This is a genomic window from Chryseobacterium soldanellicola (genome assembly GCF_900100115.1).
Taxonomy (GTDB): Bacteria; Bacteroidota; Bacteroidia; order Flavobacteriales; family Weeksellaceae; genus Chryseobacterium; species Chryseobacterium soldanellicola.
In genome coordinates, this window is the sequence record NZ_FNKL01000003.1 from 842871 (window position 1) to 861507 (window position 18637).

Here is an 18637-nt window from a genome sequence, read left to right on the forward strand (position 1 = left end):
AACACTTTTGTTGATGAAAAATAAAAATTTATAACTGTCAAACCTCATTACTTATTAATACTGCATTTACATCCTCCTTCCATTTCTTTTTTTCTGAATTGGAATGTCTTCATTATTATAATTCAGATTTTCATTTCCAAATCGCAATAAGGATAAAAATCTAACACTATTTTCTGGATCTTTTAAAATTTCATTAAAAGCTGAAAAAGGAATATTATTTTCTTCACTTACTTTTTCCGCGATCTCACCCATTTCAGAAATTAAAGTTTGTCTATCAGATCTATCAACTCTAGGAAATTTATACCGGTTAAATTTGATTTCTTTTTCAAGAATATTTGTAACAGAATCTAAATATTTTTTCTTTTCTGAAGCAAAAACATTTGGCTCCGTTAATAGCGTAGAATATTTATTTTTGAATGATTGAACTTCTTTATTTAAGCCATTAACTTTTGTACCGAGTTCGCTAATCTGCTTGGACTTAGATTCCAATTCTGTTTTATTTTTTTGAATTATACTTCTGTAACTTCGAAATGCTTTTTCATAATTCGCAATTGTTTTGTCAGTCTTAATCTTTTGAAAACCTAAGAAATCATTTTCCTTCACAACCAGCTCCTCGGATTTTTTCGAACTCATTTCAGATTTTATTATGTCATACCTTTCTTCCAAAACTTTGAGATCTTCTTCTTTCTGTTGAATCTTAAACTCAATAGCCTCTAATCTTCCTCTGGAACCTGAAATCCCTCTTTCCATATTCAGGCATTCTGCTGCAAGATCCTGCATTTTTGAATAATGGTAAGATTGATGCTTAAGTGTTTTACCAGTTTCCAAATCTTGCCAGTCAGCTACTAAATGAGCGTGATAATTCGGTTTCCATTCTTTCGTGTCTTTATCGGTGTGTCCTTCGTCTTTATGAATAGTAATTTGAAAAACACGAATTTTCAAGTCTTCTTCCAGTCTCTTCGCTAAGTTATGAAGTTCCAACATTGTTGTGTTTTCTTTGATAACAACAACTGCTTCCCTAACTGGCATTGCATTCTTCTGCAATTTCCTTCCGGACTTTTCTTTGCAATACGCTTCGATCTTTTGGATTCGGTCAGCTATTTTCTGCTCCATCCAATATTCATTCTTTGGCGTTAGGTCTTTACGGATATAATCAAAAGTTTTTTTCCTGAAATTATGAGTTTCAGAATCCGATTTGGCTGCTTTGAAATTAATTGAAGTCTTCATTAGTTTTCATCTTTTAAATTCGCGCTATGTATTTCTGATCAAAATTGTTATAGAAAAATTGTACAGCATTCCATTTTACCTGTACATATTTTACGCACCTTCGATAATAGACCTGAGTATTTTTTGCACAGGTTGGTACCAGTCAACCTTATCCTATTTTACTCAGGTTAAAGCCTCGCAGAGCGTATTTGAAACTTTGTTGGGAGGAACGACCTTCAAAGTTGCGAATGCGCTCCTAACTTCTGCGAGTAGTTGGTAAAAAATACAGCACGCCTTATCAGCGTTTCCTTTTAAAACCATTTGAATTTTTGGTTTCCGGCTCCTGATCTTTTACGTGTTGTTTATTCTGTTCTGGAAATTTTCCAGATTGTTCACCTACTTTATTTGATAAGTTATTTTTCATTCTGTGTATCAAAAATTCATTGAGATCTTTATGGTTTGAATAGATACCGGAATGATCTTTTGCTTCCGGAAAGAATTTTATGATCTCAGATTTGCATTTGATTCCTGCATTATCGTTGTCCAGAAAAAGATTGATGTCAGAGTAGTTTTTCAGATGTTGTATGGACTTGTTTAAAAGAGCAATCGAATTCATCACAAGAATATCCAACTTAAATGTTATCTGCATTTCGATAAAAGACAAGGCATCCATAAAACCTTCAAAAACGGCTACACCTTTGACAACTCTATCTTGAATATTTGATTTATCCTGATCATTGCTGATGAGATTTATTATTGAAACATCCTTTTTCAATAATGAACCTTTGTAAAAAGAATTACGCAATTCAAAACCTCCTGATAGATTTTTAAAACCTATGGCATAAAGTTTCTTACTTCCGATGGTAAATCGTATTTCTTTTATATAATCATAGATTTTAGGACTTAATCCACGTTCCTGTAAATAATTTTTCAGGTTTGGGTTCTGGAGATCCAGTATTTCATCTATTCTGTAATTTGGTTCTGACTTTTTAAGCTGTAGTTGCTGATGAAAAGAAGAAAAATTTTGGTTTTCTGCCCATATCAAAACTTCATTGACCGATGTATTCAGATATTTCTTCATAAAATCAATATTGTTCCCGCCTACGCCTTCTGAATGAAGATACCAGGCATTAATTCTTTTATCCAATTTGAAAGAGGCTTGGGATTCGTTGGCAAAGGGGTTGAGATACCAAGCTTCTTTTTCATTTTGTTTCGTTGGAAGGTGTCCGAGAGAAAGGAGGACTTCTTCCAACGATATGCTGTTGAATTGTTTGCAGTTCATTTTTGTAATTTTAAATGTTTTTTTTTCAGTAAATAGTAGGTGTACTATCAGTTCAGGCGGACGAGTTTAGTTTTGACTAATTATTGATGAAGAAAGCCTTATAAGAAACTAATTGATAATATCTTACACTCTCATCAAAGTCTCATCATCTCATCAAAGTGGAAATATTATTCTCATCATCCCCTCATCAAAAATCAAGGCTGAAAAGTTCGATGAGGCTTTTGATGAGATGTAACTAATTGATTTTACTTTCATTATCAATTAATTCATCATTTCATCAAATTTTTGAAGAATAAAATTCCTTTCTATTGTAAAATACCGTCCTGTTTTGTTCTGTTGAAAAAAACTTAAACCATAATCTAGGTCGTATTTGATATAGGACAAAGAATTACTTTGAGGTTCAAGTTTCCAGTTTTCTTTCAGTATTTTCCGGACATCATTAACTGTCCAATATTGCTTGCTAAACATCTTATCAAGCATATTGAAAATATCCTGAGGAATACAATGGAGTTTGCTGTCCTCTGTACTTTCAAAAAACTCATATAAAAGCTCGATGATTCTCGATTCAAGTTTGTTATTATTTTTCCAAACCAATTTCTGAAGAGCTTTTGTTCTGATCTGTGATTCTGTGAACCACATCCTTGTCTCCTTACGACTGTGGAAGGGTCTTTGAATTAAGTATCGAAGAAAATACGGGATCTCTTTGTTGAGATTTTTTAAAAATTCAGTGTTTTCGCTTGTGATTGATTTTACTTTGATAATCCAAAATCTGATCTCATTCTCATCGATCTGAATAAAGTTATCTTCATTATTGGAACAGAGAATGAATTTGCCAAAGAATTCGACTTCTTCACGGTCTTTTCCCTTTGCCTCCTTTTTGTCTTTGTCCGTCGTCGAAAGATATTTTAAGCGTTCCGTGATCTCTTTTTTGTCAAAGAAAACTTCGTCGATAGCCACTATCAACATCGAAGTCCAATCTGAATTAAATTGACTGCTGAATGAATCTCCTTTGATGTATGTCATATTTAATCCAAAAATGGATTTAAGCCATTTGATGAAAGTTGATTTTCCAGTAGCTCTTTCTTTACTTACCAAGCAAAGAATTGGAAGTATCTGCGTTGGATATTCAAGCAATATTTTTATGTAATCTAAACCTAACTCCAATTGCTCTCCGAAAATATGTTCCATAAATTTTAGTGAGAATTGAATTTTGTTTTCTAAGGCTTCAGAACTTGTATTTTCATTGATTGGTTGATAAGGAATCTCATTGTACATATTGTAGAATCCGTCTATGATCTGCTTATAGTCAAGATGAGAAGGAATACAGCAGAAACCATCGTACTTTGAAACTTTTGAAACATAAATTTTTCCGTGGTCGCTAATAATAGTTTCACGGTTCCAACGTACTAAAATTGATATCTTGTCTCCTGAGATCAATGGTTTTTCGATTGTCTTATAATAGGTTGTGCCTACTCTTAGATATGGGATTTTTTCGCTCATATTTTAAAGGTTTGATTCCGAACAGGAAATACGGAAGGGTGAATTGGAATATTTGATAAATAAAATCTCTATCTATCTTCTATACTTAAGCGATTTGACTTCGTTTAAAGCATCCATCAGATCAAAATGATTGACCCTGTAGAATCTTCCGATTTGTTCCGCTTTGATGTTACCTTTTAAAATGTGTGAGCGTACAGTTTGATAATCGAGCTTAAGAATTTCTGAACACTCTTTGATAGAGTATAGTTTCTTTTTCAACTCAATTTCAGGTTCTTTTTTGAGAGAATAGAGTAAGTCTTTTACTTCCCCTAATTCGTCGAGAATAGTTTGGAATGGGTTTGTTGTCTGCATAATCTGTGATATTTATTTGCAGACAAAATTGTATGATTTGAATAACTAATTATGTAATTCTATTCAATTGCGTAAAGTTTAATGCCTAATGTTTAATGACTTACATGAAATTATGGATATAAATACATTAGGATACTTGGAGTAATTATAAATTACTATAAACACAAGGACTATTTCCTAGTTTATAATAAAAATCTGGGCTTAATACCTTTGGAATAGTAATAAACAGCTAAGTACTCCACCCGCATTCGAATGAAGTTTATTTATAGAAAGCTTACGCTGAGCAAATGCCTTTTCAATAGAAACTAAATTATAAAAAACTATGGAGTTGAAGAGCAGTTATAATTGAATATTACAAAAATTTCCATCTTGGCTAACCCCTACATTTTATCAATGCAATATTATACACGGTTCTTCTTACTCATTTAATTGTGGTATAAATCGCTTAATTATATTCCATTCATTTTCATAATAGTTATTCCACACAGATTTTCCCTCTGCTGTAAAACTTGTAAATATAAGTCGTTGTATATTTTGGGAGATATTTTTAGGTAAAACTTTGTATTCTATGCTATCAACATTTTGATAAACAACTTTATATCCTTGTAAATGTAAAAGTTCTCTGTTCGATATTTTTTCAGTCTTATGAGCTTTGAAGACAGTTTCCGAGCCTCGTTTTATTTTTAGCGAAATAATAGAATCTTCTTCGATAAGTTTTAAATACAAAACTTTAGCATTTGGATTTTTTCCATTGGAATAATGATAGTTTATTCTTTTATCCAAAATTGATTTCACATAAACCTTATTTATATGTCCATTGTCGTAGCATTGTAAAAGAAATCCATTTTTATATTTTTCTTCAATAGGTAAGGAATATAAACTACTCTCATCCGAATACTCTTGAATCTTATATGAGTTATCGTTGAAAAGATTGAAATAACAAAGAATTTTACTTTCGCTAGAAAATAAATCTACTTGATTGGATCCTTCCAAATCTTCTTCAATCAAATCTATGAATGATTTATGTCTATGCTTGTTAACACTATCATTTGACTGAATTGAAGAATTTGAGGTATAAACTTCATCTTCTAATAAGTCATTATATGATTTGTGTACAGGCAAAATATCTGACGAATTATCATCTACCTCTTCATAATCATCAAAATCATTTTCTGAAACGTTATCGACATCAGATTGTTGGATAATTATTGAATTGTCTTTTTTCGTATTCCTTTCAATATAGTTGATGATTTTTTCAATTTCTTCTTTCGGACTTCTCTTAAATGCGGAGTAAAGCACACGATATACTTTCCAGCCAACTCGTTCCAAAAATTCTTGCCTTTCTATATCGTAGGCGACATCCTCGGGAAGTGAATGAAATGGGTCTCCATCACACTCAATCGCAATCATTTTTCCATTGTTGTGAACAACTAAATCTATTTTGAAATTTATGTAAACTTGTTTCCCCAGTTTATGATTATAAAAAAGTTCAGATTCTTTTACATTATATTGAGGTTGGATATAACTATATCCGTTTTCAATTAGTGATTTTGTTATATCATATTCGAACCAACTATCAAATGGCTCAGGCACATTATGCCTGAATCTTTCAATAATATAATCGTCAATCTGTAATGGAGCAATAAGTTTGACTTCATCATTAAAGAAAGTCAGAATTTTGTTTCTAAAATCACTCGATTGTAAATGTTCTGACTTAACTGAATGAAATAATATCATCTGCTCTCTTGCTCTACTTAAAGCAACATTTATTTTCTTAAACTCGTCCTGACTGCTTATAATAGCTCTTGGTTTTGCATTTTGGTTATCTTTCAGTTTTTGAAAATCCAATGCTACACCAAGTGAAACTATCATTACATCTCTTTCATCTCCTTGAAATTTCGGAGAATCCTCAATAATAAGTTTATGTTTATCTATTTTTTCTTTTCCAAATTCATTTGCTAAATCTTCTTTTATATCTTTAAGTTTTTCTGTATGGTTTACAGTTCCCAAACTAACTACACCAATCGATTTATTAGCATACTGATCATCTTTTAGAATTCTTTGTAGAAACTTCTTGATTTCTTGAATTTCTTTGTGAACGATTTTATCCTCGGTAAAAGCATCTTGTACAAAAAAAGTTTCTTTTGGAGGTAGTCTGTTTGAATTAATCTGCTTTAGCGGTCTTAGTGAATTGTCATAAAATTCTCTTTTTGAAAATTCAATTATTTCGGGCACACATCTAAAATGTTCTCTTAGTGTTAAGTTAGAGGTTCCTGCTATCATTTTAGAAAGCATAAACAAACTATTATCACTTTTGATATGAAGAGCATTTGCACCTAAAAATTTCAGATGTTTGTTTTTTATAGATTCAAAATCATTTCCATCCGCACCTGTTAAACTGCTTGGAGAGGTTTGTTTGTCATCTCCAACAATTATCATATTTTCGGCATAATAACTTAAAATCAGACTGTTGAAATCTAATTGACTTGCTTCATCAACGATGACACAATCAAAAATTTCAGGTTCCTTTCCTACAGAGTTCAAAACATCATTGAATTTCATAACCCAGCAAGATAATCGCTTACTAATATCAATGCTATTTTTGCGGGTTAAGATTTGATATTGAGTTTGGTTACGAATTTTTCTAACACTTTGAGAAAGATTGTACTTATATTCTTCCAAAAGATTTATGAAAGAATCAACTTCATCTTTTTCAAATTTATTCTTGAAATTTGATTTAGCTAAGTCAAACAAAATATCGCATTTGATTTGAAATATTTTTTTGTTGATAAAAGACAATTCTTCTTTGCATTTTTGTAAGTCTATAAATTCAGCCTGTTTTATAAACTCATTTGCAGAAGCATATTCAAAATTTTCTTTTGAAATATAATGATTGGAAACCTTATTAAGTGAATCAAAAGTATTAGGAATTAATTTATTTAGATACTTCTTTAAATTGATAAAAGTTTGCTCAATTTCAATTTGCTTACCGATTTCTAAAAACTTAATTTTTATATGTTCAAATTTTTGAACATCAACAATTTTATTAACAGGCAAAAATTCTGAGAAAATTACTTTAATTGTAGATTGTTCTATAACGTTGTCAATATTCTGAAGAACTTGTTTTTGCTCATTTAACTTATTGTTCAAATTTTGTAGTTTTTCAAAATCATCTTTTAATAAAATTGCTTTTCGTGCTAATTCATCAATATTGAATAAGTTAATCTGGCTGTATTCTGAAAGATTGATAAAATCAGAATTAAACTGTATTTGTGAAACAACATTTTTGTTAATTTCTACTTTCTTTAGAACATCATTTAAAACTTTATATTTTTCGATCAAATTGGAATTGTCATCAAATGAGAATAAGTATCCATTTTGCTTCAATAAATTGAAGTTATTATTGACGATAACAAGGTCTTCAATTAGCGATTTTAGCTGTAATATTTCATTTTTATTATTACACTTTTTACCGTTAATGGTGAACTGTTCTAAATATAAAACTTGTTTGAAATTTGAGTTTGCAAGTCTTGTTAAAAATCCAGCTTTGCCATTTTCAGCAAATGACAAATAGGTTTCTATATCTAAAAGATATTTTGTTCCGTTTTGTACAAGGTCACTAAAAGTTTTATTAGCTGTCCGATTTTCTTGTGAAATGTGTGAATTAATTTGTTTTTGAATCTGTTCTAACTCTTTTATGTTTTTAAGAACAATATCAGAAGTTGAAAACTCGCTTGCAATTTCTCTTATCTTTTCTAATTTTATTTTTAATACTTTATCTTTTGAAAATTCTGTTAGACCTAAGTGATTTAATTGCTTTGTATAATTTTCTTGAAGTAATAGGAAGTTTTTAAAATCAAAATTCTCTAATTTGTCCAAAACTGTAGAAATATCAATATCTAAAGAATTACTATACCGTATTTCGGTATCTGACAATTGTTTAAATTTCAATATTTCTTGTCTAATTAATTCAAAGTTAGAAAGCTCTTCGTCGGTAAGTTCATCTTGAATCCAATTCCATTCTTCAGGGTTTTTCGATTCAAACTTCTCAACTATTTGATATGCTCTCAAACCGTCAAAAGAATCATTGATTTTAACTTGGGTATATTCTTTTTCCAGAGCTTGAATGATTTCAGATTTAAGTTTTATATACTCAGCTTTTAAACTGTCTAATTCTTCAATCTTGGATTCAACATTTAGGTAGAAACTATCGGTTAAAATTTTAGAAATGTTTCCAATGCTTTTTTCTAAAGAGAACCGATTTTGATTTGTTTCTAATTGAATTTTTGTAAAAATTAAATCATCAAATGTTTCCGGAATCTTATCTAATAATGACTCTAAAGCCTTGTCTGTTTGAGCGGTAACAAGAACTCTTTTACCTTGTGCCAATAAAGAACAAAGTATGTTTACAATTGTATGTGATTTTCCTGTTCCGGGAGGTCCAGTTACTACAGTTAGCCTGTTTTTTAAATAGTTTTCATAAATCTGTTTTTGCTCTTTATTGAATGGAAGTGGAAAGAATACAGAAAAATCTTCCTCTCCGTTTAGATTTTGGGTTTTTGCTTTATGAGTTTCAAAAAGTTCGTCTTTGAAATAGTTTGATTTAGTATAGGAATTGTTTCCTGATGATTCAGGATTTCTAACTAATAGATTAAACAATTTTGCTTCTACTTCATTTTCTTCACTATACTTAATAATTGAATCTGTTAATTTTTCAAAAAATCGAGGTTTTCGTTGTTTGATATTTATTGAGGGAGAAAATGAAATTTTAAAATAATCCTCTCTGAAATAGTCCCTTTCAGGTCTATAAATAGTATTTTCAAAATCGGAATTACTAGAAATCTTTTGAAGTGCTTTTGCTATTAAATCTTTAAAATCATTTTCAAAAATAAATTCGTAGCCTAATTCTGTAATTCGTTCTTCAAATCTATCAATGATATTCGATAATACTTCTTTTTCAATGGGTGTATTATTGAGAAAGAAAAAGTCTGCATATGGATTCTCCAAGTCTGAAAATGAAATTTTCACAACATTATTTGAATCAATATCTAGTGATAATGGAAAATGAAATAGATGTTGATTGGTTTTTGATAAATTTCCATTATTATTGAGTTTTGAGTATTGTACAAATCCAACGCTTAAAACAATTTCTAAATTTGAATCATTTTTTATATCGTTATATGCTCTATACAGCTTTGAATAAACTTCTTTGTTTTTCTTAAACTTTTTTAACTTTTCTATTTCAACTTTACCTTCTGTTGAACTTTGAAAGTCAAGAATTTCTTCTTCATTGTCATTTATGCTCTCAAACTTGTTTTTGGCTTCGTCGAATTTAATAATTTCTGCAAACTTGTATGGAATATTTATGTTGGGCTTTAGAGGTTTTTCTAGTGAAAAAATTAAAGACTGTTTCGTGAATTTAGACGTAAAAATGTCTGTTAATGTAGATTCACAGATACCTGCATTAATGAAGGTATCAATTTCATTGTTCCAAATAAAGTTGCTCGAAACAGTCGAATTTAATACGTCTTTCACACCTCTTTCGAGTAATTTTTTATATTCTTTTAGAAAGGCTATGTATTGGTTGAGTACATTCATTTAGTTTCAGTAGTATATAGTTTTTTCAAATTTACAATTTTTTCCGAGGTGTTTGGGTAGGATTGTGCATAATACTTAATCGCATGTAATATATTGATTATAAAATACTTATTCAAGTAACAAATTCCTCAAATTTAATACTCTATATTAAGCAATTTAGATAATTCTTGATATAGAGTCTCCTCAAAATCATTAGGTTTCACAGTTATTGCCCGTGAAAATGTTCCTTTATCAAAATTGGTGTTATATTCATTTTCCATAGCCTCGATTATTGTAGTATCTTGAAGATCTGGATTGATTATATGATTGTCTTTTAGAAAACGGTGAATTCTTATAAATGAAGATTTCTGATCTACCAGCAGGTTGTGATTTTCATCGATGAATTTTTTGTCTTTTAAAAAAGCGAGGAAAATTTTAAAACTGTTATCACCAATCATAATATCTGATAAACTAATTTCTCTATTTGTTTTGTGTTTTAAGGCGAAATATAGAAAAAGTGTAGTTTCGGCACCACTTAAAAAATTGCCCTGCAATTTCATCAGATTACTTGAAGTTAACAGGCTGTTTGATTCTTTTTTATATTGATCCAAACAGTATTGGATCTTTTCTTCAAAATTGTGATTTCTTGATTCATCAATATCTTTGAAATGAAAACTGAAGAAGTTGTCTAACTTTTCATATCTAATCAAGAACTCATTCCTCAATTTTTCATTGAGAACAATTTTAGAGGATTTTTGCTTGGCTTTTTCAATTCTCCGTTGCAACCGCTCCTGAATCTTTTCTCGTTTTATCAAATGATAAATCATCATAGGATAACCAACAAATTCTTCCCAAAGGTTCCAACGTCCGTAAAGCTTTTTTTGATCCATAATCTAAATTAGTGATTATTTAAAAACCTCATTCATATAGTTGATCTTATCATCTTCGCTTGGTCTATAATAAGCATTAAAGACCTCCAGACTAGTATGACCAGTGTAACTCATAATTACTTTATCCGGAACTCGTTTGTTCTTCATTATAGTGATGAAACTTCTTCTTGCAGTGTGTGTGGAAATTCTTGTCCAAAACTCAGCTTTTTGGTCTACCAGTTCATCACCATACTTCATAGTCTTCTTTATTTCATCAGTAAATTCCAACTTTTTAAAAACCTCTTTGATATATTCATTCATCTTTTGATTTGTAATACTTGGAAGATTATAATCATACTTTTCCAGAATTGATCTAGAAATGCTGTTTAAAGGAATTGCTAAGTTTTTAGATTTACTTTTTAAATCAATGACACGTATGAAATTACCATCAACATCAATTCTTGAAATCGTACTGTAATTGCCAAACCTCATTCCTGTAGTGCATCCAAAAACAAAAGGTCACGTACCCTTTCCAATCTTTTGTTATCACTGAAGTCGTAATTGTATATGAGCTCAACTTGTTCATAATTTAAAGCTATTTCATCAGTTGTGAATTTCGCAGGTTTTTTAAAAGTAATAAAATTGTTATTGTACGTATATTTTTTATTGAGAGCCCAAAGAAGAAAAGTTTTGAGCAAACCGACATTTCTATGTAATGTATTTGCAGAATGCTTTTTTTCATCAATACAATACTTTAAAAACCTATTATAAAGTTTATCATCAAATTTTCCCAGAGTAATCTTTACTTTACAATTGCTTTCAAAATCCTCAAGTAGATTCTTATTACATTTATACCGCTTTAAAGTTGAGTTTGAAATTGAATTCCCAGTATAGTCGTTTTCCTTCTCATCTAAAAACTCCTGATAAATTCTAAAGAAATCACTTTTAACGGTAATTTTTTTGAACTTTTCATCAAACCTTTGTTTAAGAATATCAACTGTAAGTTCTTCATTAATGTTTTTATATCGATTAACAATCTCTGTAAAGAAACTACTGTATCGATCTAATTGCATTTTGACGCTTCGATGAATTTCTGCCCTTTTAGTCCTTCCGTTCAGGTCATTTGGTTGTCTACCTTCAAAATCCCATTCGCTTGGTTTTATTTTCTCACCCGTAGAATAGATGAAATTCTTATTTTCATTGTTGAAAAAAGAACGGAAATAAATCAAAGATTCCTTTGTACCATTGGGTTGCTTAAGTTTAAAAGTGTAGTTCATCAGGTGCCAGTTTAGGTGCTACTTCTTCTATATTTAGATATAAAAACTAAGTATATTAGTTTATACAAATATATCTAAAATATTGATAAATAGACATATTACATATTTTGAGATATGTTAAAATATAGTAGGTTCGAAAACCTCCAACTCCACTTTTTAAACTAAAGAGAATTTGTAAATTACAAATTCTCTTTTTCTTTTAATATTTTCAAGCTTAAATCGTTTAAAGATATTTAATTTAAAGTTTAACGAAAAAAATCAATTAAAAACTTCTTTATGTTATTTAACATCCTATAAAACATCCATTTTGACAAAATGCATTTGATATAATTTTGTCTTGATGAAAAAAGAATTTAGAATCCAGGAAATTCTGATATTAATGTACCGGATTTTCTTAGCTTATGTATTTTACCAAATTTCGAGGGTGCTATTTTGGCAATTCAATAAAGATTTAATAAAAGTTGATTCTATAGCTGATTATTTTAGACTTGCATTTCATGGGATCGCTTTTGATACTACAGCAATTTTATATGTTAATTCATTGTTTATTCTGTTAAGCTTACTTCCTTTAGTCATAAATACAAAAAAATATTATCAAAAAATTTTGTTTTGGCTATATTTTATTACCAATGGAATTGCATACCTGATGAACTTTGGAGATTTTATCTATTACAGGTTTTCACAAACGAGATTGACGTCCGCTGTTTTTCAAGTGGTAAAAAATGAATCTAATCTTTTAAAAACAAGTACAATTTCAATAATACAACATCCATTTGTTATTATTTCTTTTGTTGTTTTAATGAGTCTCTGGATTTTTCTTTACAAAAAAATTAACGTTAAAGAACGAAAACCATTAAAATTATTACCGTATTTCATATGCTCAATAATTACAATTTGTTGTACTACAGTTTTGGTTATCGGTGGAATTCGTGGAGATTTCAAACACAGCACAAGACCTATTAATATGGTTGATGCCAATCGGTTTGTTATCAATCCTGTTCAGGGAAATATGGTTTTAAACAGCACTTTTTCTTTTTTCAGGACATTAGGAACCAATAATTTTAAAGCAGTCCATTTTGTTGATTCTCAATTTATTGAAAAAAATATTCAGCCTTATAAATTGTATCACAGAAAAATCATCAATCGCCCCAATATTGTCATTTTTATCGTTGAATCTTTTGGCCGTGAATATTCCGGTGCATTTAATAAAGAGAAAAATATAAAAGATTATGTTTCTTATACTCCTTTTATAGACAGCCTTGCCAATGAAAGTCTCATTTTTCCGAATAGTTTTGCCAATGGAAGACAGTCAATTCATGGGATGAGCAGTATTTTGGCTGGAATTCCGAGTCTGACCGACGCTTTTACCGGCTCACCGTATTCTAATCAAAAAATACAATCAATTGTTTCCGTTTGTAATGATTTGGGGTACGACACTTCCTTTTATCACGGCGCGCCGAATGGGTCGATGGGTTTTTTAGGCTTTGGAAATATTCTCGGTTTTAAACATTATTTTGGAAAAAACGAATACAATAATGATAAAGATTTTGATGGAATATGGGCAATCTGGGACGAACCGTTTCTGCAATATTTTGCAAAAAATACAGGAAAAAAGCAACCTTTTATGACAACGGTTTTTACCGCTTCTTCTCATCATCCTTTTAAAATCCCTGAAAAGTATAAAGGGAAATTTAAAAAAGGAAAAATAGAAATGCATGAACCTATACAATATACAGATTTTTCGATCCGTAAATATTTTGAAACAGCAAAAAAACAACCCTGGTTTCACAATACCATTTTTGTCTTCACCGGAGATCATACCAATGAAGTTTGTTATCCCGAATATCAGAAAGCTATGAACCATTTTGCCGTTCCGATTATTTTTTATTCTCCAAATCCGGAATATCAATTAAAAGGTGTCAATATAGAAACAGCTCAGCAAATTGATATTTATCCAACATTAGCAGATTTGATCGGCTACAATAAAAAAATAAGAAGCTGGGGCAAAAGTTTGGTAAGCCCTGAAAAATATTCTTCAATAATTGTCAATTCAGATGGTGGAACAGAGCAATTTATCATTGGAAATTATTTGTATCGTTTTGATGGAAAAAACTTTACGGGAGTCTATGATAAAAAAGATTTAAACTTCGATAATAACCTCATTAATAGAGTAAAAAATCCTGAAATTGAAAAAGGAAAATTAATATCAAAAGCCTGGTATCAGGACTATATGGACCGGGTAATTAATAGAAAATTACATTGATTTAATTAAAAAAGAGGTCTTAATTCATTTACAAGATCTCTTTTCTCTGCTTATTTCTCTTAGCTTTTCTGAAATCCCATGGCGCAATCGCATTTTTATCAGACCATAAACCCAATTCTTCTTCCTTTGCGAAGGTTTCAAATTCCTTCAGCTTTATATTTCTGGAATTTTGAAAATACCACCATCCAAAACCGGCTTTTATGATTTCGGCAGATAAGTATTTTTCATCGTCGTAGAAAATTTTTGCAAGGGTCCTTCTGTATCTGTCTTTTCCTATTCTGTAAAAAATAACGGTTTTCCCAAAAACCTGCGAACTTGTAAACTGTTTTGCATTTTTCCCAAAAGCCTGTCCGTTTTCGGGGCAGTCAACGTCGGCAAGCCTCAAGGTTTCCTGTTTGTTGCCTGACAATAAAGCGACAACGGTATCTCCGTCTTTCACCTTTACAATTTTAGCTTTTATTTGAGAAAAAATTAAAACAGAAGAAAAAATACAACTTATGAAAAGAATTTTTATCATTATTAATATTAAGTCGAAATTATTTTACTTGGCGACAACCCATACAGTTTTTTAAAAGCAAATGAAAAATGTGAAAGATCTTCAAAACCCAGATCCAGATAAATGTCAGACGCCATTTTTCCTTTTTCTAAAAGATAATGAGCTTCCTGAAGCCTTTTTTGCAAGAGCCATTTTCCGGGAGTCAGACCAAAGACTTTTTCAAAATCACGTTTAAAAGTTGCCAAGCTTCTTCCTGTGAGATATGCGAAACGGTCTAGATTAACATTAAAATGATAATTTTTATTCATAAAAGCTTCAATATCAATTTTTCCGGGCTCGTTAAAGTCAAAGAGAACATCTTTTAATTCCGGATCTTGTTGAAGCAATAATAAGATGACTTCTTTTATTTTTAATTCCGCCAAACGAGGATCAGAAAGCTTCCCCGACAATTGATACATCAAAAGAGAATCCATGAACATTTTTATCTGCAAATCGGCTTCCAGAAACAACAACGATCTGTCTTGTCTTTTTTTCTCTGAAACCAAGCCATATTCAAGGCTAACATCTTTTAAAATCTGCTGATCAAGATAAATTGATAACGACTGAAATTCTTCATTCGGTGGCGGCTGTTTCGTAAATTTCAACAATTGATTTCTCTTTAAAAACCGTATCGATCCGCTTTCAGAAATACATTCATTAAAACCATCATTCAAAATCAAATTTCCTGCAACCTGATAACTCAAAACATGATCAGAAACAAAATGCTCTCCCTGTCTGCTCATTTGGGCATAACAGGAATAGACGATGTTTCCTAAATTTTCTCTTGTTGATTTCATGCAATACAAATATAATAAAATGAGACTGCATTATCTACAGCCTCATGATTAGAATTATTTTAAATCAATGCCTTTATGAGCGAGATATTGTTTGCCGTATTCGGTTTCAAAAATATTGACGGCTTCATCGTGATCTGTTGAGATGGTTACATCCATCCATTTTTCGAATTCTTCTTTTCTTTGCTCGTCTGTTTTTCTTAAAATCGCAGCAGCTTCACTTCCTAACACCAAATGCAACGGCGGAGTCGGATGATTTACAATATCAATCATCACTTTTGCCGCTTTCGCTGGATCGCCCATCGGAAGAAATTTCCCTGAAGTTAAATGTTCTTTTATACCTCCGACAGTTGTTTCGTAACCTTCTATATCTTTAGCAAAACTCATGGAAGAGCCTGCCCATTCTGTACGGAAACCTCCTGGTTCAATACAGGTTACTTTAATTCCAAGTGGGGCAACTTCTTTACTTAAAGATTCAGAAAAACCTGCTAATCCGAATTTTGCAGCCTGATAAATAGAAAGTCCGGCATTTCCTACTCTTCCGCCAATTGAGCTGATCTGCAGAATATGTCCCGAACGTTCTTTACGCATATAAGGTAAAACCGCTCTTGTCACCTCAATCGGAGCATATAAATTGACTTCCAGCTGACTTCTAACCTGTTCGTTTGTAAACGCTTCTGCCGCCCCAGTAATTCCGAAACCTGCATTATTGACCAAAACATCGATCTTCCCGAAATGATTGACAGCTTCTTCAACCGTAGAATAAATCTGCTCTTTATTCTGAACATCCAATTCTAATGCAAGCAACTGATCCGGATATTGTTCCGCCAGATCATTTAATTGTTTAGGATCTCTTGCCGTCGCTACGACATTGTCACCTTTTAATAATACCGCTTCTACTAAGCTTTTACCAAGTCCTTTTGAACTTCCTGTGATAAACCAAACGTTTTTCATTTTTTTATTGATTTTATTGAGACAAAGTTCCGCCAAATCAATAGGTATCCGTTTTGTTGAAAAGCTCAAATACACTTTGTTGAAAAAGTCATTTTTAGTAATAATTAATTCTTACCTATTGCGTAATTTTATAAATAGTACTTCTGTGCTGTTTTTCAGCTGAAATGAACTAACAATCTGATTGGCAATCCGGTAATTTTGCATCATTAATTAAACAAAAAATTTAAAATGAGTAAAATAGTTTTTATTACCGGTGCATCCAAAGGATTTGGAAAATTGTGGGCAGAAGCACTTTTGCAAAGAGGAGATAAAGTAGCGGCTACAGCGAGAAATATCTATGCTTTAGAAGATTTAAAAGCAAAATATGGCGACAATATTCTTCCTTTAGCATTGGATGTAAACAACCGCGCAGAAGCATTTGATGTCGTAGAAAAGATTGAAAAACACTTCGGGAGAATAGATGTTTTAATCAATAATGCCGGGTATGGGTTATTCGGAACTATGGAAGAAACAACCGAGGAACAAGCCAGAGAGCAAATGGAAACTAACTTTTTCGGTTCTCTTTGGGTAGCACAGGCGGTATTGCCGATTATGAGAAAACAAAAAAGCGGTCATATTATTCAGGTTTCCAGCTTTTTAGGATTAACGACATTACCGTTATTAAGCTTATACAATGCTTCAAAATTTGCCGTGGAAGGCTTAATTGAAACGCTTGGAACAGAAACCGCCCATTTGGGAATCAAAACCACACTCATAGAACCAAATGGGTATGCAACAGACTGGGCAGGGGCGTCAGCATTTCAGACGACTGCTGATATTACAGATTACAATCCTGTGCGTGAGGCCTTTTCGGAAGCAACAAACACTCAGGAAATCTGGGGAAATCCCGCGGCGACCGTAAAACCTATTTTAGATATTATTGACAGTCAAAATCCGCCACAAAGATTATTATTTGGAAAAATCGCCTACAATGCCATTCATGAAATCTACACAAAACGTCTTCAAGACATTGAAAGCTGGAAAGAAGTAAGCATTGAGGCTCACGGTCATTAGTTTAATAAAAATTATGAAGATTATATTAATTTATTTTTAGCCTAAATTTGAATGACAAAAAATCTTTATTAAAAGATGAAACATTTTAAAAACCTTACGGAATTACACGTACATAATCATTGGGATGCACCGGAGCATCCCCTTTTCAGTATGTTGGGGTGCCTGTCGGAGTGTACGATGGGTAATCAGGAATTTACGACCGACTGTTATGTAATTGCCTTTAAAAAAATAAAGTCCGGCGTCTTTATGTATGGAAGAATGCCTTACGATCACGACAACGGAAGCATGTTTTTCGCCAAACCCAGACAAATCATTGAGATGAAAGATCTTCAGTTTGAGGAAAGAGGATTTATGTTTTTCATCCATGAAGATTATCTGAACGGGCATGAATTACATAAAACCATCGATCAACACGGCTATTTTGATTATGAAGTCACAGAAGCCCTGCATCTTTCTCCAAAAGAAGAGCTGCTGATTCTTGATATTCATGATAAAATAGAAGCAGAATATAAAAATAATCCAGACGAATACAGCCGGGAAATTATTTTAAGCCATATTTCGTCGATTTTAACCTATGCTCAAAGATTTTATAAAAGACAATTTATAGATCGCACTCAAATTGTAGGGAAAACAGCCTCTAAATTTAATGATGCCTTGAAAAAGTACATTAATGAAGGTAAATTGCAGGAGCACGGCTTACCCAATGTAGCCCAGCTTGCCGATCAGCTTTCCCTTTCCCCAAGGTATTTAAGCGATTTATTAAAACAGGAAACCGGAAAGACAGCGTTGGAATTAATTCATGCATTTTTAATATCTGAAGCCAAAAATCTCCTGCGCATCGGTGAAAAAGGCGTTTCTGAAATTGCCTACGAACTCGGGTTTGAAAATACTTCCTATTTTTCAAGACTGTTTAAAAAGCAGACAGGAATGAAACCGCTGGAATTTAGGAAAATGAGAATGAATTAACATAATTAAA

Annotated in this window: 14 protein-coding genes; 3 read left to right on the forward strand and 11 right to left on the reverse strand. The window is 31.5% G+C overall.

Annotated elements, in window-relative coordinates:
- Window positions 1-66: 66 nt before the first annotated feature.
- From BLT04_RS13305 to BLT04_RS19055, 8 genes are all read right to left on the reverse strand, one after another.
- Window positions 67-1227 carry a hypothetical protein gene (locus BLT04_RS13305; RefSeq protein ID WP_089756269.1) on the reverse strand — a complete coding sequence of 387 codons (1161 nt, stop codon included), beginning with the start codon at window positions 1225-1227 and terminating at the stop codon, window positions 67-69.
- A gap of 277 nt (window positions 1228-1504) precedes the next feature.
- Window positions 1505-2488, reverse strand: coding sequence for a toprim domain-containing protein (locus BLT04_RS13310; protein WP_089756270.1), 984 nt, complete (start codon window positions 2486-2488; stop codon window positions 1505-1507).
- 261 nt (window positions 2489-2749) lie between these two features.
- Complete coding sequence (locus BLT04_RS13315; protein ID WP_089756271.1) at window positions 2750-3988, reverse strand: primase-helicase family protein; 1239 nt, start codon at window positions 3986-3988, stop codon at window positions 2750-2752.
- A gap of 72 nt (window positions 3989-4060) precedes the next feature.
- Window positions 4061-4339, reverse strand: coding sequence for a helix-turn-helix domain-containing protein (locus BLT04_RS13320; RefSeq protein ID WP_002976362.1), 279 nt, complete (start codon window positions 4337-4339; stop codon window positions 4061-4063).
- Between the two features lie 417 nt (window positions 4340-4756).
- Complete coding sequence (locus tag BLT04_RS13325) at window positions 4757-9937, reverse strand: AAA family ATPase (RefSeq protein ID WP_089756272.1); 5181 nt, start codon at window positions 9935-9937, stop codon at window positions 4757-4759.
- Between the two features lie 134 nt (window positions 9938-10071).
- Window positions 10072-10806, reverse strand: coding sequence for a hypothetical protein (locus BLT04_RS13330; RefSeq protein ID WP_089756273.1), 735 nt, complete (start codon window positions 10804-10806; stop codon window positions 10072-10074).
- A 15-nt stretch (window positions 10807-10821) separates the two neighbouring features.
- Complete coding sequence (locus BLT04_RS19050; RefSeq protein ID WP_228421947.1) at window positions 10822-11277, reverse strand: tyrosine-type recombinase/integrase; 456 nt, start codon at window positions 11275-11277, stop codon at window positions 10822-10824.
- The gene (locus BLT04_RS19055; RefSeq protein WP_228421948.1) at window positions 11274-12062 is read right to left on the reverse strand and encodes a phage integrase SAM-like domain-containing protein; all 789 of its coding nucleotides are present in this window, start codon (window positions 12060-12062) and stop codon (window positions 11274-11276) included. Before BLT04_RS19055 ends, BLT04_RS19050 begins: the two co-directional genes overlap by 4 nt.
- Before the next feature lie 340 nt (window positions 12063-12402).
- On the opposite strand from BLT04_RS19055, the gene BLT04_RS13340 reads away from it, so the two are divergent.
- Window positions 12403-14325: an LTA synthase family protein gene (locus tag BLT04_RS13340; RefSeq protein WP_089756274.1), complete on the forward strand. Its 1923-nt coding sequence runs from the start codon at window positions 12403-12405 to the stop codon at window positions 14323-14325.
- A gap of 28 nt (window positions 14326-14353) precedes the next feature.
- Here the strand turns inward: BLT04_RS13340 and BLT04_RS13345 are convergent, their stop codons facing one another.
- The 3 genes from BLT04_RS13345 to BLT04_RS13355 all read right to left on the reverse strand — a co-directional run bounded on the left by BLT04_RS13345 (window position 14354) and on the right by BLT04_RS13355 (window position 16608).
- Window positions 14354-14764: a thermonuclease family protein gene (locus BLT04_RS13345; RefSeq protein ID WP_228421949.1), complete on the reverse strand. Its 411-nt coding sequence runs from the start codon at window positions 14762-14764 to the stop codon at window positions 14354-14356.
- Between the two features lie 86 nt (window positions 14765-14850).
- Window positions 14851-15657, reverse strand: coding sequence for a helix-turn-helix domain-containing protein (locus tag BLT04_RS13350; protein ID WP_089756276.1), 807 nt, complete (start codon window positions 15655-15657; stop codon window positions 14851-14853).
- A 54-nt stretch (window positions 15658-15711) separates the two neighbouring features.
- Entirely contained in the window at window positions 15712-16608 is an 897-nt protein-coding gene (locus tag BLT04_RS13355) for an oxidoreductase (protein WP_089756277.1), read from the reverse strand.
- 228 nt (window positions 16609-16836) lie between these two features.
- Between BLT04_RS13355 and BLT04_RS13360 the strand changes: the two genes are divergently transcribed.
- Window positions 16837-17661 (forward strand): SDR family NAD(P)-dependent oxidoreductase, encoded by an 825-nt coding sequence (locus tag BLT04_RS13360; RefSeq protein ID WP_089756278.1) that lies wholly within the window; start codon window positions 16837-16839, stop codon window positions 17659-17661.
- Between the two features lie 75 nt (window positions 17662-17736).
- Entirely contained in the window at window positions 17737-18627 is an 891-nt protein-coding gene (locus BLT04_RS13365; protein WP_089756279.1) for a helix-turn-helix domain-containing protein, read from the forward strand.
- Window positions 18628-18637 lie beyond the last annotated feature (10 nt).